Genomic DNA, 20656 nt, shown 5'->3' with positions numbered 1-20656 from the left:
ATTTAATACATAGCAAACAAGGAGGGGATAAAAATGGAAGTCTATCACATAAAGAGTAAAAAGAGGGAAACATACAACGTTCAGGTGAAATATTCGATACTTTTCGAATGTGCACTTGGCATTGCAGCAATTACTCATAAAAGGTTAATTGATACTCTTGAAAAGACTGAAAGTGAATGGAAAGGAATTAGACAATCATTAACAGATGAGATGGAAGAACACTTACAGTTTGTAGAAGAACATAATACGTGGAAAGCATTGCTTCAGTTATTGTATGAAGAGGATTTTCAAGATTTATCGCAGTTTAATTTTAAAATTGATTTACTTTCAGAAGAAGGTTTGAAGTACATATGTTTACCGTTTTTAGGAGAGAAGTACCAAGAAAAAAGAACTTTAGCGGCAAGTGGAAACGTAACTGCAATACATGAACTAAAGGAATTAACGCAGGATCATCCGTTTTTTTCTACTTATATTAGCTTTATATGTGATGTAGATGTACAAGTGCTGAAATCTCATTTAATCACTGTAATGACAGGTTGGTATGAGAGCATAATTAAGAAAGAGGAAGAAGAAATACTTTCTATATTAAAACGAGATTATGAAGCAAAAAATGAAATGAATAAAAAGATGAAACCGGAAGAGTTTGTCGAATGGGCAACTGGCGGAGTGAACTATATGCCAGAGCCAAGTGTTCATCACGTACTTCTTATTCCGCAAATGACGTACAGACCGTGGAATATTGAAGCAGATATTGAAGATACGAAAGTATTTCATTATCCAGTTGCGAATGAAAGCATTCATCCTGAAGATTCGTATGAACCGAATTATTTTTTAGTTCAAAAACATAAGGCTCTTGGGGATGAAGCGAGATTGCGAATTGTAAAAATGTTGTTTGAAAAAGAACGTACTTTACAGGAAATAACGGAAAGATTGCAGCTTGGTAAATCGACAGTACACCATCATTTGAAATTGTTACGTGCAGCGAAGTTAGTTGATATACATGACGGAAAATATGTATTAAGGAAGAAAGCAGTACAGTCGTTAGCAAAAGAATTAGAAGCGTTTTTGAATAGATAATATGCAACAAGAATGTACATAAAGGGAGGAATTTAAGAGAAAAGTTGGTGAGCTATAGTGAAGAGTGTATTGAAAAGTCGTTCTTTCTTTTTTATGTGGATTGGTAGTGCAATCTCAGAATTAGGAGGGGCTTTCGGAACGTTATGTAATTCAATTCTAGTATATGAATTAACAGGATCGGAAATGGCTTTAAGTAGTATGTGGCTATTATATTTCATCCCATCACTCATATTGCAATTAATAAGTGGCCCATTTATTGATAAATGGAGCCGGAAGTGGATTATGATATTTTCACAATGGATACGAGCGTCCATATTTTTATTACCTTTGGTGATGCTAGTGTCGGGTAGTATAGAAGTTTGGCACATTTATGTTGTTCAAATTGTAGTGGGACTTATTACACCACTTTATACACCTGCAAGTCAAGCAATTACACCGAGCATTGTAGGGAAAGAACAACTTCAAGATGCAAATGCGTATATTGATGGGATGACTCGCCTTATGATGTTTCTTGCGCCAGTATTAGGCGGAGTAGTCATTCATTTGATTGGAACAGAACTTACATTATCTTTCGTATGCATATGTTTATTTGTTAGTGGCACTTTCTTATTTTATATAAAAGAAAATAGAACGTCGCAACCTATTCGGAAAACGTGGTTAGAACAATTTCTTCAAGGTTTTACATATTTTTTTAGAAAACCAATCATCGTTTGGCTCGGTATATTTCTTACTTTCGTACAGTTTGGAGTAGGGGTAACGATGGTTACAAATCTTCCATATATAAAAGACGAGCTGTCAGCGGGATATGCAGAGTACGGTTATTTCATGGCAGGTTTTCCACTTGGCTACGTAATTGGCTCAGTATTAGTCGGAAAAGTAACATATAAAAGCCGGCGTATACTTATGCTCGGAGGATTGTTTATAGGGGGACTCACATACATTTCATTAGGATTCAATCATAGTATTATCATTGCAATAATAATTGAAGTAATAGCAGGGATTTGTATTGCATTTTTCAATGTTCATAACACGACAATATGCCAACAAACCGTCCCAAATAATATGATAGGACAAGTATTTTCAGTGCGTTTATTTTTTATACGATCCGCTATGCCATTAGGTGTGTTAGTAGGGGGGATATTGAGTGAAATGTGGGGAGTAAGAGTGCTATATGTAATCATCGGTGCAATTATATGTGTTACATCTTTAATAGGGATGTTACTTCCATATTTCAAATTTTTAGATGAGGCGATAGAAAAGAAATCAGCATAATTCAAAAAATTAAAACTTTACAATTGAAAATAATTATCATAATCAATTATAATAGAAGAATACTAGTATTCGTATAACAAAGAGGGAGTGGGATATATGTTTATCGAAACGAAAACATTTACAGTAAAAGAAGGTACATCAAATATAGTTGTAGAACGTTTCACTGGAGAAGGTATTATTGAAAAATTTGAAGGCTTCATCGATTTAAGTGTTCTCGTGAAAAAAGTAAGACGCGGCGACGAAGAAGTTGTCGTAATGATTCGCTGGGAATCTGAAGAAGCATGGAAAAACTGGGAAACAAGTGAAGAACACTTAGCTGGACATAGAGCGGGCCGTGGTAAACCAAAGCCAGATCATATTATTAATGTGGATCATGCAGTTTATTATGTGAAATCATCGAAATCGGCTTATCAACAGTCGTAATATACAAGCAGAGGATACATGTTGTAGAAGCAATCATGTATCCTCTTTTTTATTACTGGGGGGATGGGAATGATAGAAAAACTTGCATTCATTACATATGAACAACATAAAAAATTAGTGCAAACAATAGTAGCGAAAGTCTTATCTATGGAAAAGGTAAATGGATTCATGCTAATTGGATCTGTTGCAAGAGGCGATGCATATCCTGAATCTGATTTAGACTTCTATATTCTTTTAGAAGACGGACAAAAGAAGAAATTTCATTCTGAAATGAGAGAAGATATTTTAGTTGAATATAAGGGTGCAGATTTTAATCAAATTCAAGTAAACTTTAAAAACAATCCGATGGAACTATACTCATTTCTAGAAGGGAAAATTTTGTTTGATAAAAGCGGTGAGTTAAAAAAGTTAAAGGAAATAGCTACATATGAATTTGAAAACTATCGTGTTTCAAGTGACAAAATGAAGGGCATTTCTCATTGGTTGCATAGTTCGCTTATTAAAATTCAATCTGCTTTAAAAGCAAATGATGAGTTAAAAGCTTCATACTTAGTTCATACGTCAACTTGGACATTGTTAGAAGGGATATGGGCTATTAATAATAAGCCAGTACCGCCAGCGGGATCTGCTTTAAGGTATATTCAAACGTTGCCGAATAAGCCAATTCATTTAGATGAGTTACTTAATAAGCTATTTTTAGGTGATACAACAGAGCGCATCCCTTCAGCAATTTTCCTGGTTGAGTGGGTTCTACACAATCTGGAAAATAAATAATGAGACTATTTTATATAGGTACATTAATATTTCACGTCGAACGGTTTATATAATTGCAGTCATAAAAAACGTTCTAGGCTATGGAGAAAAGTATTAGACTTATAAAGCATAGTCTTAGATGGAACGCTTGAATATCTTGCCTTACATATTTAAGGGTTATGAAAATGAGTCTATATCCCTTCTGTTTAAAAGGAGATGAGTACATGAAGCTGAATCATTTAAATTTATGTGTTGATGACTTATCAGAAGCGAGACATTTCTTTGAAACATTTTTTGATTTTCAATTTTTGGAACAAAAAGGGAAAGCACTTGTAGTTATGAGTGATGAGAGTGGATTTATACTTGTGCTAAGTGATCCAAAAGCATTTAAAGGGAATAAGGAAGTTACGTATCCGGAAGCTTTTCATATTGGTTTTTTAGTGGAAACTACAAATGAAGTGGATCAAGCGTATAATCGTTTAGTAGCAGGCGGCATTGAAATAGATAAGGAACCTTATTCGATGCGAGGTAGTAGTTATGGTTTTTATTTTACAGTATTTAATGGCTTATTAATTGAAGTGTCTTGTCTTGATTATAGAGAAGGTAAGAAAATTTCAAAGCTTAATAGTAATCACCAAGAGTAATCATTTGAAGGTGTATATTTAGCCCCTTATCCAGTTTGGAAAGGGGCTTGTTTATTTTATTACCTTATTTATCTTACTATTTGTGGATTGATTATAGTCTCACCTTATTTGTCTATCTGAATTTCAAATTCAAGCACAGCTTGATCTTTCCTAAACGGCATACTGAGTTCTTTAAATCGTAAGCTTATTCCAGACAAATTATCAGGAAGGACAGGAGATATAACGAATTGATGATTCATATGTCCATCGGTGCCGCCACCACCTTCTGACCAGCAATCGTATGTATCATCTATTGATAATTGGAAGAAACTATGAGGCTTATTTTCAATAAAATCTTCATCCGTGGAATCCCAATCGCTATATAAATAAACTACACTAGCATTTGCATATTGCCGAATAAAAGTTACAGTATACATGACGCCATTATGTTCATAAGTTTTAAAAACAGGTACATGTTTTTTAAACTCAGTTGGTTCAACGCGAGGTTTAAATTCTTCTTCATCCATCATGGAAGAGAATAATGAGTTTAGATAGTCTGGATAAAATTCGTATTGCTTTGCCCATTTATAAATCGCTTCATCATGTGGAAAACCTGGGTCACCACCTGAAAGTTCTTTTCGTTCTTTTAATAGGGCGCAAATTTTTTCATCAATAGAGTATAAGCGTTCATCGTAATGATCGGTAGGACGTTCGAAAGTCATTCTTCGCATAATCATTCCTCCTTTACTTTATTTTAACAAAAAAGACAGACTAATAAATAGTCTGTCTTTTCACATTAATTCTTCACATCATCATAAAGTTCAAGTGCCTCTTTCACATTCAATCCATTTTTCACAATGCCATGTATTGCTTGGATCATCGCAGCTGGGTGCTCGGATTGCCATATGTTTCGGCCCATGTCTACTCCAATTGCTCCTTCTTGCAATGCATTGTACGTAATGTTTAATGCGTCTTCAATTGAATCTAGTTTTGGGCCGCCCGCGATGACGACTGGGGCAGGGCATGTGCTCGTTATTTTTTCGAATCCTTCGCAGTAATACGTTTTAATAATATCAGCACCCATTTCAACACATACGCGGGAAGCAAGTGCTAGAAAGCGAGCTTCACGTTTTTGTAATTCCTTTGCGACTGCGGTAATGCCTAGTACTGGTAGGCCGTAATCATGAGCTTCAGAAACTACATTTGCGAGATTTGTAACAGTTTGTGTTTCATAGTCTGATCCGACAAAAATAGAAACGCCAACGCCAATTGCGTTTTGCTTCACTGCTTCCTTCACAGGTGTAACAATTGTTTCATTCGCTAAATCTTTACCGACGACAGTAGCGCCACCGGATACACGCATAACCATCGGTGTGCTGCAGTTTTCAGGAATGCAGGAGCTAAGTACACCGCGTGTTAAAAAGAGGGAGTCTGTATAAGGAAGTAAGTTTTTAACTGTTTCAAGTGGTTGTTCTAGCCCGTGAATTGGCCCTAAAAAGTAGCCGTGATCTATTGCTAACATAACCGCTCTACCATCAGGTAAAATTGTATTTAATCGATTTTTAAATCCCCAAGTCATTCAAAATCACTCCTTCGTTAATGTTGGATTTTCCGTTTGTACCGTATCTTTATTTGGTAAATGTGGTGACTTTATAAAAACAGCTTTAAAAGGTTTGTCAGAATGGTTAATTAGATAGTGAGATTCATGAGGGCGAACTTGCAGGACATCACCTTGTTTAATCGGAACTCTTTCGTTATTTACATAGAAGTCTATTTCACCTTCTAACGCATAAAAAACTTCTTCACACGTTGTATGGTAATGATTTTGAAACTCTTGCCCAGGCTGAATGACAACAAGACCAAGATCAATATTCGGGCCTTGTATTAAATATTTCGGCCCGTTATCACCGAAGCGATAGGAGAAATCATTTTCATTCGCTTTTAACATACAGTTCACTCCTTTATGTAAATGAGTTACAGTGCACCTGGCGCAATCCACATATGTGTTGTAAGTCCTTTATCAGCTAAAGCGAGCTGACTGCTATACACGGTTTTCCATGTTTCATAGAATTCCTTGTATAGCTCGTGATTTTCAGTGATTGGTTCAAATATATTTTCCCACTGTACAAATTGTTCGGCAGTCTCTTCCATAGATGTATATATGCCAGCGCCAACTCCAGCAGCAATTGCAGTTCCTAAAGCAGCTGCTTCTTTCACAACGGGTACTTTTATAGGAATGCCGAGTACGTCTGATAGAATTTGTGGCCATAGTTTCCCTTTAGCGGCACCGCCAGCAAAAATGACTTCAGAAGGGAATGTACCAGTAAGATTTTCAATTAGTTTTAAGTTTCCAAGTGTAACGAAGGCCGCATTTTCTTCAATAGCACGGAACATTTCTTTTTTTCCGCATTTGTCAGCGTCTAAACTTAAATTTAAGAATGAAGGTGCGGCATGACGCCAAGAAATGTAGTTCATAACGTTTGAAAAAGTAGGGATAATACCATATGAACCGACAGGTACGTCTTTCGCTTGTTCTTCTAATAATTCATAAGCGTCTAAACCGAGTTTTTCAGCGAGCTTTTTTTCTTCTTGGCAAAAAGCGTCTCGAAACCAACGCATAACGAGGCCAGGGAAAAAGGCAATCGTTTCATATTGCCAAAGGTTCGGAACGACGTGACAATTTACTCGAATTTCCGCATTTGGATCCGTTGTTGACTCTGTAATATTCACTTCCTGTTGCCAAAAGCTGCCGCCGCATATTAAAGTTTGATTTGGTTTTACGACTCCAGTCCCGAGTGCTGCCATTTGAGCATCACCGCCGCCAGCGACGACAGGAATTCCTTCAAGTAAACCAGTTAGTGCTGCACACTCTTTTGTAACATTACCAATCACAGTGCCAGCTTCATTTACTTTTGGTGAAAATGGCAACGTTATACCACACTCTTTAGCGACATTGTTATCCCAATTTCTATTTTGTAAATCAAAGATTCCAGACGTACAACCGTTGGAAGGATCGATTTGCAGTACGCCGCTTAATTTATACAAAATCCAATCATTTAACATCGTAAAGGAGTGAATATTGTTGTAGACGTCTGGTTCATGTTTTTTAATCCAAAGTAGACGTGGTAAAGCACCCAATGAAAAAGTTTGCCCAGATTTTCTGTATAAATCTTCTTCAAGATGTGAGCGGATTTCTTTTAGCTCACTAACTTCAGCGGATGCACGGCCATCAACATTTGCACATGCCCATATTTCTTGCCCATTTTTATCATATAAAACAAAACCTTCTCGCATACTTGTAGCGCTAATAGCTTGAATAGAAGAGGGAAGTATATTACTTTTTTGCAGAACTTCTTTCGTACACTGTTGTACAAGTTGCCAGTTTTCTTTTACATCAAAATTCATAGAACCGGGGTAACGAGGATCAGTTTTATGAACCCATTCCTTTTGGCTTACTGCAATTTGATTGCCATGTAAATCAAAAAGAACAGCTCGAATGCTTCCTGTACCAGCATCGAAAGCTAATAAAGTAGACATTAAGAATCACCTTCCTTTCTTAATAAGGAGAGCGCAGTTTCTTCATCAGTAATTAATGTATGAATAAATTTCCCTTTTAAAGCCCCATAAATGGCATCTATCTTTTGTGTACCTCCAGCCACACCAATGACATGCTTCATGTTGCGAAGAATCATAAGTGGTGTGCCAATTAGACGATTATGATGCGAGAGCTCTAATAACTCACCATTCGTATTATAAAACTGTCCTAAAATATCGCCCGCCCCGTTTTGACTTCGAATATATGTCATTTCACGTAGCGTTAATTTTTCTTCTTTTACAATTGTAGCGTCTTGAGATAACCCGCCAATACCGACAACTGCTGTATGTGCAAGTGAAGCGACATGAAGCATATCTTTCACACTTGGTTCTGATAAAATACTTCGTGCCATTTCAGTAGAAGATGCTAGAAAAGGAGTAGGAATAATATGAAGATCACCTTGCATGTAGTGTAAATAGTTTTGTTTTCTTGAAAGATAGTGGTTTACTCCCCCTGTTAGCGTTACGAATGAAAGATTAATAGAACTTTCAAAATGAATGTTTTCTAGCATTTTACTTATCGTTTCACCCCAGCCGATGCCGAGTAAATCACCTTGTTGGAGATGAGTCTCTAAATATTGTGCAGCGGCTTTTCCGAGAGAAGTAGCATAATTGTTTATTGGAGTAGGGATAATGAAAGCATCTTTTAAGTGGAACTTTTTCATTAAGTCACGTTCAATGCTCAAGCAATGCAAACCGGTTCCTTTTACGTGAAATGTAACGATACCTTCACTGCGTGCCTTATCTAATAACCGGACGACTTTATTTCTTGAAATATGAAGAAGTGAAGCAATCTCTTGTTGTGTTAATTGATCTTTATAATAGTACCAGGCTACTTTAGTTAATAAATTTTCTTCAAAGTTCAGCTGTGACATACTCTTCATCCCTTTCAACAATTGACCAATGCTTAAACATATGTGTCACATATTTTGTTTATTCCAGTTGAAACGATTAATAGTACATTGAAAAAAGTGTTCTAGATATGAAAAAAGGAATATACAATGCTACAAAACAAGTAGAACAAATAATCATTTTCTCAAAAAATGTTCTGGGTAAAGGCAGGTGACATCATGTGGAGAATGTGCCCTTATTACAAGTGAAGAAAATGAGTAAGGCGTTTTCGAATCAACTTGTGCTAAAGGAAGTGAACTTACAAGTAGATCATGGTGATATATACGCTTTAGTTGGTGGAAATGGCGCCGGGAAATCGACATTAATGAAAATATTAACGGGGTTATATTCGTATGATAGTGGAGAAATGTATGTGAAAGGAAAGAGACAGCAGTTTGCAAATCCAAAAGAAGCACACCAAGAAGGGATTTATTTAATACCACAAGAACCGCTCATTTTTCCTCATATGACCATTGAAGAAAATATATGTATTGGATTAGAGGGGAATAGAAAGAAACTAAAAGTAAAAGTTCAGCAATTAATTAACAGTTTAAGTTGGGATATTGACCTTAATGAACAGGGAGGATCGTTATCCATTGCGCAGCAACAGTTAGTAGAAATCATTAGAGGATTAATACGAGACGCTGAGATTCTTATTTTAGATGAGCCAACATCGACATTAACAACTCATGAAATTAAGAGTCTTTTTGTGCTGATGAAAAGCTTGCAAGAAAAAGGAATTGGGATGATTTATATTACGCATCGTTTTCCAGAAATCTTTGAAATTGCAAACAAAGTAGCAATACTACGTGATGGAATGGTTGTAAGCCAAGGTGATGTATGTGACTATACATATGACATGCTGATGGAAGGACTATTGCCAAAAGGATATAAACAGAAAGAGAAAATAGAAGTAGTTCAAGAGACAGCAAAGACGAAAAAAATATTAGAAGTGGTTGATATAAATGGTCACGGATTCGAAAATATATCATTCATTGTACATGCGGGTGAGGTTGTAGGTGTTGCTGGCATTATAGGATCTGGCAGAACGGAATTAGCAGAAGCGATATTTGGATTGAAAACTATAAAATCAGGGTCTATCTTATTGGGTGGAAAATCAATTGATACGTGTTCTTTGCATAAAAGGCTAGACGAAGGACTAGTTTATGTGCCAGAGGATAGGGCGAGGAATGGAATTTTCTCAATTGCTTCTGTTAAAGAAAATATTGCAGCAGCAAGTTTATATCAAAATAATCGCTTTTTTATAAATCAAGAAAAAGAAAGCGCTTTAGTTAATTCGTTTATAGAACAGTTCCGAATTGTTGTACAGAATATGAATAAAGAACTGGCATCTTTATCAGGAGGTAATCAGCAGAAGGTCGTGCTTGCGAAGTATCTTGCATGTAATCCTAAAATTATTATTCTTGATGAGCCGACTCGCGGAATTGATGCGAAAGCAAGGCTTGAAGTGTATGAGACGATAAAAAAAATGAAAAGGGAAGGACTCGCAATTTTATTAATCTCTTCAGATGTTGAAGAAATTGTCCAATTAGTAAACCGTGTATATGTAATGAGAAATGGGCGATTTGTTTCTCATATGGAAAAAGAACAACTGAGTGTGAATGAAGTTACACGCCTTGCATACGGAGGTGTAGCGGAATGAAACATATGTTAAAAATGCATGAAACGTCTATCATACTGTTACTACTAATTTATATAGCTATTGTAGGAATGATAAACCCTAGTTTTATTCAATTTAACTCGTTATCTTTACTGATGAAATCAAGCGTTATTTTAGTCGTGCTAGCAATCGGTCAATCGTTCGTCTTATTTACGAAAAATATAGATGTATCAGTTGGTTCAAGCATGGGGTTAAGTGCAGCAGTTTGCGGAATGATGTTAACGAATGGGGATAGTGCATTCTTGTCGATATTTGTAGCTATTATACTTGGGGCCATTATCGGTTTCGTAAATGGTATTGGAGTTGCGAAGTTTCGGGTACCAGCCATTATTATGACATTAGGCATGTTAGGAATTATTAGAGGTGCAATGTTAATTTTCACAGGCGGGAAGTGGATTGAAGATATTCCAAACGATTTTAAGCAGCTGTCATCTATCATCATTCTTGGTTTACCTATAACTGTATGGTTCGTTTTTATTATTTTACTACTACTATACTTCTTTTTAAGAAAAGTGCCATTGGGAAGATACTTTTATGCGGTAGGTGATAATGAAGATGGCGCGAGGCTTATTGGTATACCTGTTAATAAAGTGAAGATATATGCGTTTATGATTTCAGGCATAAGCGCTGCGCTCGCTGGTTGCATATTTGTTATGAATATCGGGTTCGTCCCAAATCAAACAGGTACAGGATTAGAATTACAAGTAATCGCAGCCGCTGTACTAGGAGGAATTCATTTAAAAGGAGGAACAGGATCTTTATTTGGAGCTGCATTAGGAGCGTTATTTTTAGAAACAATAAGTAGCTCACTCGTCTTTTTAAAAATACCAGCATTTTGGAATAATGCTATTTCAGGTTTTTTATTATTACTTATCATCATATTAGATAGTGTTATGAAAAAGTGGAAGGCAGAAAGGAGGATGAATCTATGAAGTATGTATATAGATGGGAAGGGGTTCTAATTGTATTACTTCTTATAGAATTCATCCTTTTTAGTTTTATAAATAGTGATTTCTTAAATATTAGTAATCTCCTTTTTAGTACAAATGATTTCCTATTTATCGCAATTGCGGCGATACCAATGACTTTCGTTATTGTAACAGGAGGAATTGATGTATCGGTCGGATCAATAATGGGGCTCACTTCGATCTTGATTGGTGTACTTTGGATGAACGGAATACCTATTTTGTTTGCTGTCATAATCGCCCTAATAATTAGTTGTTTAGCAGGCGCTTTAAACGGACTCATTATAAAAATGACAGATGTAGAACCACTCGTCGTTACACTCGGAACGATGTTTTTATATGGAGGAATTGCACTCGTCATTTCAGGAGGAGCAGGTGCTTCTGGGTATGAAGGAATAAGCGGTTTACCTGACACATTTGTACAACTGGCAAACGGTAGTTTTATAGGAATACCGAATTTATTATGGCTACTGATCGTATTAACAGTTTTATATACTGTATTATTTCACCGAACTATATACGGGCGCCATGTAAAATTAACAGGTGCGAACGAAAATACAGCAAAATACACCGGGATTAAGACGAAGAAAGTAGTAATCATTGCTTACATACTTTCTGGGTTAGGAGGTGGATTAGGGGGAGTTTTCTTAACTGCATATTTCGGTTCTGCACGTGCTGATATAGGAAGTGAAACAATATTACCAATCATTACAGCAGTCGTATTAGGCGGGACACTTATTACAGGTGGAAAAGGAAGTATTTTCGGTACTGTACTTGCAAGTATTTTTATAGGCCTTATGCAATATGGCCTACAAATGACAGGCTTAACAAATGAACAATCAAATGTCGTAATAGGTATTATCCTTATTCTTTCAGTTATTATGAGACATTTCAGATTACATCAATTTTTAGCGGGGAAAAGACAGAGTTGGCATAAGGGGGAAATGTCATGAAGAGAAAACTAGGGATTGTATTGATTGTATGTATTTGTTTAATCGGTTTAATCGCTTGTTCCAGTCAAACGGCAGATAAGAAAAAAGCGGATGATGTGAAATTTGCATTTATCCCGAAATTAACTGGAGTTGGCTTCTTTACATCGGGCGGTGAAGGAGCAAAGGAGATGGGAGATAAGCTAGGCGTACAAGTGAAATATGATGGGCCGTCTGAAGCGAGTGTATCAGGGCAAGTAAAGTATATAAATAATTTTATTAACCAAAATTATGATGCACTTATGGTTTCCTCTACATCAGTTGATGGTTTATCGCAATCATTGCAACGTGCTAAGAAAAAAGGAATGACTGTCTTAACGTGGGATTCTGATGTGAATCCAAAAGACCGTTCTTTTTATATAAGTCAAGGGACACCAGACCAACTTGCTAACTTATTAATTGAAATGACTTCCAAGCAAATTGGAGATAAAGGGAAAGTAGCGTTCTTTTATTCTAGTCCAACAGTAACGGATCAAAACCAATGGGTAACGAAAGCGAAAGAAATTATTAAAAAGAAATATCCGAACTGGGAAATTGTAACGACGCAGTACGGTGAAAATAATGCACAAAAATCTTTATCCGTAGGGGAGAACATATTAAAAACGTATCCAGATATTAACGCAGTTATTTGTCCAGATGCAACAGCACTCCCAGCCATGGCGCAAGCAGCTGAAAACTTAAAAATGGATAAAAAAGTAGTGGTAACTGGATTTTCTACACCGAACGTTATGCGTGATTATGTAAAACGAGGAACAGTACAACAATTCGGATTATGGGATGTCAAACAGCAAGGTGCGTTGGCAACTTATGTAGCAAATGAGATTGTTGTAAAAGGAAAGAAGTTAAAAGTAGGGGATAGCTTTGAAGTAAAAGGAATCGGAAAAGTGAAAGTAGAGCCAAACTCCATTCAAGGATATGATTATGAGGCAGAAGGAAACGGAATTATCGTATTGCCAGAACGAGTTATATTTACGAAAGATAATATTGATAAGTATAATTTTTAGTAGACAAAAAAAACGTCCGAATATATCGGACGTTTTTTTTATTTCTTCATTAATTATGAACAGTTTCTTTTTCGTTTAATCCAAGTGTACGACCAGTCGAAGTGTGAAGATCTTGGAACAATCTTGGATTTTCAGTTAGTGAAATGCCATATGAAGGAATCATTTCTTTTATTTTTTCTTCCCATTCTACCATGCGGCTTGGGAAACATTTTTCTAATACTTCAAGCATGACGTGAACAGCAGTAGAAGCACCTGGTGATGCGCCTAGTAATGCGGCGATTGAGCCGTCAGCTGCACTTACTACTTCTGTACCAAATTGAAGTGTTCCTTTACCGCCAGCATCAGTATCTTTAATTACTTGTACACGTTGTCCAGCAACTACAATATCCCAATCTTCACTTTTCGCGTTCGGAATGAATTCGCGTAATTCTTCCATACGTTTTTCATGTGATAACATAACTTGCTGAATTAAGTATTTTGTAAGTCCCATTTCTTTTACACCAGCGGCTAACATCGTTAAGACATTATTCGGTTTTACAGAACCGATTAAGTCAAGATTTGAGCCAGTTTTTAAGAATTTAGGTGAGAAGCCTGCGAATGGTCCAAACAGTAAAGCTTTTTTATTGTCTATATATCTCGTATCTAGATGAGGTACAGACATTGGCGGAGCGCCAACTTTAGCTTTACCGTACACTTTCGCATGATGCTGCTCTACAACTTTTTGGTTTTTACATACCATAAATAGTCCACTTACTGGGAAGCCACCGATATGCTTTGATTCAGGGATACCAGTCTTTTGAAGTAGAGGTAGGCTACCGCCACCGCCGCCAATAAAGACGAATTTAGCAGTATGATGCTCAATTTTACCACTATTCATATCGTGTACTTTTACTTCCCACAAACCATTTTTCGTGCGCTTAATATTTTCGACACTATGCTTGTAGTTTAGCTCGACATTTTTTGTTTTTAAGTAATCAAACAACATACGTGTTAATGCACCGAAGTTAACATCTGTTCCAGAGTCAATCTTCGTTGCCGCCATCGGTTCATTAGATGTGCGACCTTCCATAATGAGTGGAAGCCATTTTTTTAATGTTTCAGGAGCATCAGAAAATTCCATTCCTTGAAACAGTGGATTTTTTGAAAGCGCTTCAAAACGGTTTTTTAGAAACTCAACATTTTTTTCCCCTTGTACTAAACTCATATGAGGTAGTGGCATAATAAAATCTTGTGGATTACGAATTAATTTGCTCTTTACAAGATATGCCCAAAATTGTCTTGAAAGCTGGAATTGCTCATTCACTTTTACAGCCTTACTAATATCTATAGATCCGTCAGCTTTTTCGGAAGTATAGTTCAGTTCGCATAGCGCAGAATGCCCTGTACCTGCATTATTCCATTCGTTAGAGCTTTCTTCCCCGGCACTTGCGAGTTTTTCAAAAACTTTAATTTCCCATTCTGGTGCTAATTCTTTTAGTAATGAGCCTAACGTTGCACTCATAATTCCTGCACCAATTAAGATAACGTCTGTTTTTTGCTGCATGTTGCTCATGATAATCTCTCCATCCCCTATATTGGCAAAAAAGTGTAGGTGTTTTCTATGTCTAAGCCGTAAAAGAGAAACACCGCCTAGGCCCCACCTAGGTGTATACCTTTTTTGTCTCAATTATATAACCATCTCATACTCTATTATAATAATTAATAGACTAAAATATCTAGTGTTATCTGATAATTTTAAACTATTTAACGTTTTATTCGCTAAAAATCTTATTTAACAAGCTCTTTTAAGGTGGTAAATAGAAAAAAATTACAGTTTGAAATTATCTCGAAAAAGCTTACGTATCCTTAAGCGACTAAATCGAGTACCTTTTTATAGGATTATTCTTTCTGTAATGGTAAGATTATTCCGAAAAATAAAAAGGAGGGACTCTAATGTGTACAAAAGAACAAATTTCAAACTTATTTCGAAACTTTTCAATAAAGGAATGTAAAGGGTCAAGTGATTTATATGAATATTTATCAATGAAAATTGCTGAAGATGAGGAAGTACTTACACTATCGTCCTATGCTCAGGTAGGTCAACCAGTCCCAAACTTACTATTAGGTGCAGTACATTATTTATTGCTAGCAGGGAAAGAACATCATTTAAAAACGTATTATAGTAGTTTAGTTGAAAATGCTGATACAAATTTAGATAAAGCTTTTAATCATTTTAAAGATTTCTGTAAAGAGTACCGAGAAGAAATCATTACTTTGTTACAAACGAAACTCGTTCAAACAAATGAAGTAAGACGGTGCGCATACTTATACCCAAGTTTCTGCTACATATTTAACAAAGTGAAGAAGCCGTTAGCGTTAATTGAAATTGGGACAAGTTCTGGGTTGCAACTGTTCTGGGACCAATATCGTTATTCGTACGGGACGGATGAAATGTACGGAAATATAAATTCAAATGTGCATGTAACTTCTGAAATAAGAGGGGAGAATGTACCGCATTTTCTAAAAGAAAGCCCATCTGTCGTAGAAAGAATCGGACTGGACTTACATGTGAATGATTTACATAATGAGGAAGATTATTTATGGTTACGTGCTTTAATTTGGCCAGAACATAAAGAAAGGCTTGAGATGTTTGATCAAGCTGCATCTTTAGTGAAAAATGAATCTGTCCAATTAATAGAAGGAGACGGTGTAGAGCTATTATCATCTATTATTGAACAAATAAGTGAAGAAGCTGTTATTTGTATTTTCCATACACACGTCGCAAATCAAATACCAGAACAAGTAAAACATAAGTTAGAAAAACAAATACAAGAAATTGGCGCAAAACGTGATGTATTCCACCTTTATAACAACATGTGGGATCGTGACCTTCATATTGATTATTATATTAACGGAAACGAATATCGTGAAACGGTTGGAGAAACAGAAGGGCATGGGAAATGGTTTAGCTGGAAGATTGGAAATGAGACGCCTATTTAGATTAATAGGGGTGCCCTCACTTGTAAAAGGTGGGGCCATAGGCTCAATCATGGACTAAATGGTTAAGGAAATAAATTTATTAGTAACATACAAAAAATGCTTCGGAGAAATCCTAAGCATTTTTTGTATTACATTTAAACCCCATAATGGATCATGTACTTCTGTTCTGCTGTAGCTTGTTCAATTTTTGAAGCTAATTCAATCAGCTCATCAGAATTTTTGAAGAACTTTGAAGATGTAACTGTTTCATAGAATATTGCTAATGATTCAGGCGGGATAATTGTAATACCGTAATAAGCTAAACCGTGTTCTTGATTTTTGACTGTATGAAAGTAAGTTTTCATAATTGATAAATTTTGATTTAAACTACTGATAATATCATCATTAACAGAAATACAATGATATTTCTCTGGTGTATAATCATTGTAACTTTTTTGAGAATTAAATTCGTCAATTATTCCAAAATCATGGACACATGCCATCATTATTATCCTTTCAAATTTAATAAAATGATTTCTATTAAAGTAAAATGTCTATTCGTTTAAGTGTAATAGAAATAGTTATGTAGTTCATAAAATATTTTCGGTTTTTCTTCGTGAAAACAGTTTATTTATCGATAAACTCATCAGGAGTCCAAGTGGCGATTTCATTCCCAGGTGCAGCGACTACAAGCCATTGCTCACATAGGACACCAGCTTGCCAACATTCATAATAATCATGAAAACCATTTAAAAAAATAATTTGTCCACTATCTAATGTAATAATTAAATGAGGGCTTTCTAAGCCAAGTTGTATATCGGTAACTTTTTGTCTTCTTATCTTAAATATTCTTTCATATTCTTCTTCCTCAGAATAAACTTCAAATTCATCTTCATTTAATGGGTATCTTTTTTGAGGTTTATTAAATAAACACCATTTTGATTCGATATTGATATATAATTGCTCGTCATAATCAATGGAGTCGTGAAAGTTTGTAAATTGAATCTTTATAGCGCCTGAAGAAATACCAAATTGTAATCCATCAACTTGTGATCCGATAAAGAGATTTTTTAACACTTTTTCAGCGTAAATTTTATCCTCTGTATTCATTCTTGAATTCCTCCTTTTCATAAAAATATACCTTATATTTTTATTGTAATAAATAAATTTTCATGTAAAATGAACTTTTTGTGAAAAACGAGCGAATATAGTGTGAAAGATCATGAGAGGGGAACGGAGCTTTTGATGAAGTACAATTAAAGGAATGGCTATATAAAATGGGGTCTGGGGACCAAGAAGCCTTTCAAATTATTTATGAATATACATGTAAAGATATTTATAGAACAGTAGTATTTTTAGTAGGAAGTCAAAACCAAGATGTAGACGATATAGTTAATGAAGTGTACATCAATATGTGGAAGTCCATAACAAACTATGATATAAATCGTTCATTTCGTTTTTGGTTACATGGACTAGTTGTCAAGGAAGTACAGGATTGGCGTCGTAAATCGTGGCGACGATTTCGAATCTTTGAAAAGAAGAAAATGTATGAACAAGATCGGCCTTACATAATGGATGAAGCTATTTTACATAAAGAAACACGAAGTGAATTAGTAGAAGTTGTACAAAAAGGTTTTACAATTTATCAATTAGAAATTGTTGAAGGAGAATATAAAGATTACTTTATTGATAGACCATTTGATAAACCATCTGAAAGAGGGCCTAATTTTACTGGAGATATAAAGAAATATAAATTAAATGGCTATGACGTTACATTCGGTGAGTATAAAGAATCGAATGTAAGGGCTATGAAAATAGTTGTGCCAGCAAGGGAAGGGAGAAATGCATATCAAGTGTATATAAATGATAGTATGCTGTCTAAAAAAGAGCTTGAGAACCTTTTACTTTCGATGATTGAATAGTTATTCGGTATAAGCAATTGATAATTATATTATGTAAACTTCTTTTTACAAAACATCCATTTTTAAAAATGGATGTTTTGCATTTAGATAGATTAGGTGGAGTGTATATTTTAAAAAAGCGGAATACTTTGCGGAAAGTTAAAAACATTTTTCGGATCATATTTCGCTTTTACTTTCATTAATCGGTCAAAGTTACAACTGAAGTATGCATCTAGCCAATTTTTAATGGATAGGTCAGGCGTATTAACGTAGACACCTTTTGTAAATGGAAGCATTGCCAAGCGGAAGTCTTCAACCCATCGAATACTTCCACCAGCACCTTCTGTTTGCTCCCAAGTAGCGAATATTGACATGTTTGATAGTGCTTTCGGTAAAAGTAAGCAGTTGCCCCATTTGGCACCTCAGCAACAGCACCGCCTAATCCGTGGGAAAATATGGAGGTGGTAAAAAAGGGTAAGTTAAATCGTAATTTCTATTTGATTGCCTTCTGGATCACCTATTACACTTTCATAATAGCCATCTCCAGTAAAACGTGGTCCATTTAATAAAGGATAACCAGCATCTTTTATCACCTTTGTCAGTTCATTCACTCGTTCTTCACTACCGACAGAAAAAGCCATATGAGCATAGCCAGTTATGTTTAAATTAGGCTTATTTTCACCCCCTTTTTTACGCATAAGTTCAAGCCTTGCTCCAAGATTCGAACGTAATAAAATAAGATTCAAATTGTTTCATTTCATTATGGTATAACGAGTTTGCTTTACCATTAAAGTATTTTATATAAAAATCACGCATACATTCTAAGTCATTTACCCAAATTGCAATATGTTCAATTTTCATAGGTTTCACCAATCCTATCTGTATCAATTAGGCTTCCACTGTATTAAATTTGCATTTGCATTGCAACAATTTTGCTTTGCTATTAAAGCTAGTTGTTAATTTTTGATTATGTACGTACATACAATATGTAATTAAGTGAATGACCATCATAGTAATTACAGAAAAGGGTGAATACAGTATATGAATCAATTTGAGCAAATGATGTACGTTGGTGTCATCATGTCTATTGTACTATCTGTAATGATTTTAGGGTCCTTATATTATAATCCTCGACTTTCGTTAACTGATTATCCGAAAGATATTCAAAAAGTAGTTTTTCCAAAATCGATTCATGAAAAAAAGCAAAGCATTTATTTTAATATTGTATATAATACTATTCTTTTCGGTAGTCCTTTCGTTTCTACATATATACTACATAAGCATGAAAAGTTAATGTATATGGATGCCTATTTACACACTTTTGGTATTTTAATGATTTTCAATTTAGTAGATTTACTTATAATTGATTTGCTAATTTTTTGCTGGATTACTCCAAGGTTTGTTGTGATTCCTAGTACGGAAGGTATGAAAGGATATAAAGATTATAAGTTTCATTTAAGAGGGGCTATTGTTGCTACTCAAATTTTAGCAATCGTAAGTTTATTTTTGGCGGGAATTGCCACAACTATTTAGTGTGAAGAAGGGTATGGAGCTTTTATAAAAGATAAGGAGATTTATAATATATAGAATTAGAAATGAGAATTTGATAGTATTGGAGTAAGGAGTTTTAATAACAGTATATTAAACAATATTAATATACTGTTGCAAATGTTTTGATATTATGTAAAATTATACAATTTTACGGAGGCATTTGATAAAATTCAAAAAAATTTAATGGAGGTTAATATGAAAAAAGTAATTGGCGCAGCAACAGCAACTGTTTTTGGATTGGGAGCGTTTACCACAACTGCTACCGCAGAAACAATTGTAACAGCAGATGTACTTAACGTACGTGAAAAACCGACTACAGAATCAAAAGTGGTCGAAAAAGTAAAGAATGGGCAAGAGTTAAAAGTCATAAATACCGAAGATGGCTGGTCAAAAATTGAGTTGAATGGTAAAGAAGTGTTTGTAAGTTCGGAGTTTACAAAAGATGTATATCATGTAACGGCGAATTTGTTAAATGTACGCACTGAAGCAAACACGGATTCAGAAATTCTTGGCAGACTAAAAAAAGATGATGTAATTGAATCAACGCATCAAGTAAAAGACGGATGGCTGCAATTTGAGTATAAAGGAAAAACTGCTTATGCAAACGTTTCTTTCCTATCAAGTACAGCACCAACTGAAAAGAAAACTGAAGAGAAAACGAAGCAAGTAGCGAAAGTACAAAAATCAGTTAAAGAAAAGAAAGAAGTAAAGACGCAGAAAGTAGCAAAAGCGAAAGAAACAACGAAAGCACAAGAAATAGTAAAGCCTAAAGAAGAGTTAAAAGTCAAAGAAGAAGTAAAAGTTAAAAAAGAAGAGAAAGCGCAAGAAATAGTAAAGCCTAAAGAAGAGGTAAAAGTCAAAGAAGAAGCAAAAGTTAAAGAAGAACCGAAAGCGCAAGAAATAGTAAAGCCTAAAGAAGAAGCAAAAGTCAAAGAAGAAGTAAAAGCGCAAGAAATAGTAAAGCCTAAAGAAGA

Annotated in this window: 20 protein-coding genes and 3 pseudogenes; 13 read left to right on the top strand and 10 right to left on the bottom strand. The window is 35.2% G+C overall.

Annotation, left to right across the window (positions count from 1 at the left end; all coding sequences use genetic code 11):
- Positions 1 to 33 precede the first annotated feature (33 nt).
- From DN400_RS21375 to DN400_RS21355, 5 genes are all read left to right on the top strand, one after another.
- Positions 34 to 1077 (top strand): ArsR/SmtB family transcription factor, encoded by a 1044-nt coding sequence (locus DN400_RS21375; protein ID WP_061660022.1) that lies wholly within the window; start codon positions 34 to 36, stop codon positions 1075 to 1077.
- A gap of 57 nt (positions 1078 to 1134) precedes the next feature.
- Complete coding sequence (locus DN400_RS21370) at positions 1135 to 2349, top strand: MFS transporter (protein ID WP_000843855.1); 1215 nt, start codon at positions 1135 to 1137, stop codon at positions 2347 to 2349.
- A 96-nt stretch (positions 2350 to 2445) separates the two neighbouring features.
- Positions 2446 to 2772 (top strand): heme-degrading monooxygenase HmoA, encoded by a 327-nt coding sequence (gene hmoA, locus DN400_RS21365; RefSeq protein ID WP_000469498.1) that lies wholly within the window; start codon positions 2446 to 2448, stop codon positions 2770 to 2772.
- A gap of 69 nt (positions 2773 to 2841) precedes the next feature.
- Complete coding sequence (locus DN400_RS21360; protein ID WP_097997389.1) at positions 2842 to 3546, top strand: nucleotidyltransferase family protein; 705 nt, start codon at positions 2842 to 2844, stop codon at positions 3544 to 3546.
- A 203-nt stretch (positions 3547 to 3749) separates the two neighbouring features.
- Entirely contained in the window at positions 3750 to 4169 is a 420-nt protein-coding gene (locus DN400_RS21355) for a VOC family protein (protein ID WP_000773089.1), read from the top strand.
- Between the two features lie 104 nt (positions 4170 to 4273).
- Here the strand turns inward: DN400_RS21355 and DN400_RS21350 are convergent, their stop codons facing one another.
- The 5 genes from DN400_RS21350 to DN400_RS21330 form a co-directional block, all read right to left on the bottom strand.
- On the bottom strand, positions 4274 to 4879 hold the full coding sequence (locus DN400_RS21350; RefSeq protein WP_044782826.1) for a hypothetical protein: 606 nt from the start codon (positions 4877 to 4879) through the stop codon (positions 4274 to 4276).
- Between the two features lie 65 nt (positions 4880 to 4944).
- Positions 4945 to 5727, bottom strand: a complete 783-nt coding sequence (gene lsrF, locus DN400_RS21345; protein WP_147801913.1) for a 3-hydroxy-5-phosphonooxypentane-2,4-dione thiolase — start codon at positions 5725 to 5727, stop codon at positions 4945 to 4947.
- Between the two features lie 6 nt (positions 5728 to 5733).
- Positions 5734 to 6096 carry a cupin domain-containing protein gene (locus tag DN400_RS21340; RefSeq protein ID WP_000909986.1) on the bottom strand — a complete coding sequence of 121 codons (363 nt, stop codon included), beginning with the start codon at positions 6094 to 6096 and terminating at the stop codon, positions 5734 to 5736.
- A 26-nt stretch (positions 6097 to 6122) separates the two neighbouring features.
- Positions 6123 to 7685 (bottom strand): autoinducer-2 kinase, encoded by a 1563-nt coding sequence (gene lsrK, locus DN400_RS21335; protein ID WP_147801912.1) that lies wholly within the window; start codon positions 7683 to 7685, stop codon positions 6123 to 6125.
- Entirely contained in the window at positions 7685 to 8635 is a 951-nt protein-coding gene (locus tag DN400_RS21330; protein ID WP_002005323.1) for a sugar-binding transcriptional regulator, read from the bottom strand. The genes lsrK and DN400_RS21330 overlap by 1 nt, the downstream gene beginning before the upstream one ends.
- A gap of 179 nt (positions 8636 to 8814) precedes the next feature.
- Here DN400_RS21330 and DN400_RS21325 point away from each other — a divergent pair, with 179 nt between their 5' ends.
- Genes DN400_RS21325 through lsrB form a run of 4 tightly spaced genes read left to right on the top strand, consistent with a single transcriptional unit; the run spans position 8815 to position 13272 of the window.
- Entirely contained in the window at positions 8815 to 10296 is a 1482-nt protein-coding gene (locus tag DN400_RS21325) for a sugar ABC transporter ATP-binding protein (RefSeq protein ID WP_147801911.1), read from the top strand.
- Positions 10293 to 11246 carry an ABC transporter permease subunit gene (locus tag DN400_RS21320; protein ID WP_097846447.1) on the top strand — a complete coding sequence of 318 codons (954 nt, stop codon included), beginning with the start codon at positions 10293 to 10295 and terminating at the stop codon, positions 11244 to 11246. Before DN400_RS21325 ends, DN400_RS21320 begins: the two co-directional genes overlap by 4 nt.
- Positions 11243 to 12232 carry an ABC transporter permease gene (locus tag DN400_RS21315; RefSeq protein WP_141531069.1) on the top strand — a complete coding sequence of 330 codons (990 nt, stop codon included), beginning with the start codon at positions 11243 to 11245 and terminating at the stop codon, positions 12230 to 12232. The genes DN400_RS21320 and DN400_RS21315 overlap by 4 nt, the downstream gene beginning before the upstream one ends.
- Positions 12229 to 13272: an autoinducer 2 ABC transporter substrate-binding protein LsrB gene (gene lsrB / locus DN400_RS21310; RefSeq protein ID WP_097914159.1), complete on the top strand. Its 1044-nt coding sequence runs from the start codon at positions 12229 to 12231 to the stop codon at positions 13270 to 13272. The genes DN400_RS21315 and lsrB overlap by 4 nt, the downstream gene beginning before the upstream one ends.
- Before the next feature lie 49 nt (positions 13273 to 13321).
- Here the strand turns inward: lsrB and DN400_RS21305 are convergent, their stop codons facing one another.
- Positions 13322 to 14824: a malate:quinone oxidoreductase gene (locus DN400_RS21305; RefSeq protein WP_000069138.1), complete on the bottom strand. Its 1503-nt coding sequence runs from the start codon at positions 14822 to 14824 to the stop codon at positions 13322 to 13324.
- A 380-nt stretch (positions 14825 to 15204) separates the two neighbouring features.
- On the opposite strand from DN400_RS21305, the gene DN400_RS21300 reads away from it, so the two are divergent.
- Entirely contained in the window at positions 15205 to 16251 is a 1047-nt protein-coding gene (locus DN400_RS21300) for a DUF2332 domain-containing protein (RefSeq protein WP_147801910.1), read from the top strand.
- A gap of 134 nt (positions 16252 to 16385) precedes the next feature.
- Here DN400_RS21300 and DN400_RS21295 read toward each other — a convergent pair whose 3' ends face one another.
- Together DN400_RS21295 and DN400_RS21290 are read right to left on the bottom strand one after the other, a co-directional pair.
- A complete protein-coding gene (locus DN400_RS21295; protein ID WP_097914165.1) occupies positions 16386 to 16733 on the bottom strand; it encodes a short-chain dehydrogenase in 348 nt (115 codons plus the stop codon).
- 124 nt (positions 16734 to 16857) lie between these two features.
- Positions 16858 to 17340, bottom strand: coding sequence for a hypothetical protein (locus DN400_RS21290; protein WP_147801909.1), 483 nt, complete (start codon positions 17338 to 17340; stop codon positions 16858 to 16860).
- Between the two features lie 167 nt (positions 17341 to 17507).
- Here DN400_RS21290 and DN400_RS29970 point away from each other — a divergent pair.
- A pseudogene (locus DN400_RS29970) lies at positions 17508 to 17921 on the top strand (sigma factor); the annotation flags it as partial.
- Between the two features lie 341 nt (positions 17922 to 18262).
- Here DN400_RS29970 and DN400_RS21280 read toward each other — a convergent pair.
- Both DN400_RS21280 and DN400_RS21275 read right to left on the bottom strand, forming a co-directional pair.
- A pseudogene (locus DN400_RS21280) lies at positions 18263 to 18606 on the bottom strand (BBE domain-containing protein); the annotation flags it as partial.
- 4 nt (positions 18607 to 18610) lie between these two features.
- Positions 18611 to 18992: pseudogene (locus DN400_RS21275) on the bottom strand (VOC family protein).
- Positions 18993 to 19172: 180 nt separating this feature from the next.
- Between DN400_RS21275 and DN400_RS21270 the strand changes: the two are divergent.
- Positions 19173 to 19664, top strand: a complete 492-nt coding sequence (locus DN400_RS21270; RefSeq protein WP_001071232.1) for a hypothetical protein — start codon at positions 19173 to 19175, stop codon at positions 19662 to 19664.
- Between the two features lie 213 nt (positions 19665 to 19877).
- Positions 19878 to 20656: SH3 domain-containing protein (locus tag DN400_RS21265; RefSeq protein WP_147801907.1), on the top strand; the 779-nt coding region annotated here is incomplete at its 3' end.

This window comes from Bacillus sp. AR8-1 (assembly GCF_008042345.1).
Classification (GTDB): domain Bacteria; phylum Bacillota; class Bacilli; order Bacillales; family Bacillaceae_G; genus Bacillus_A; species Bacillus_A cereus.
Note: the sequence above shows the minus strand (reverse complement) of the source record. Positions and strands in the feature narration are given on the sequence as shown.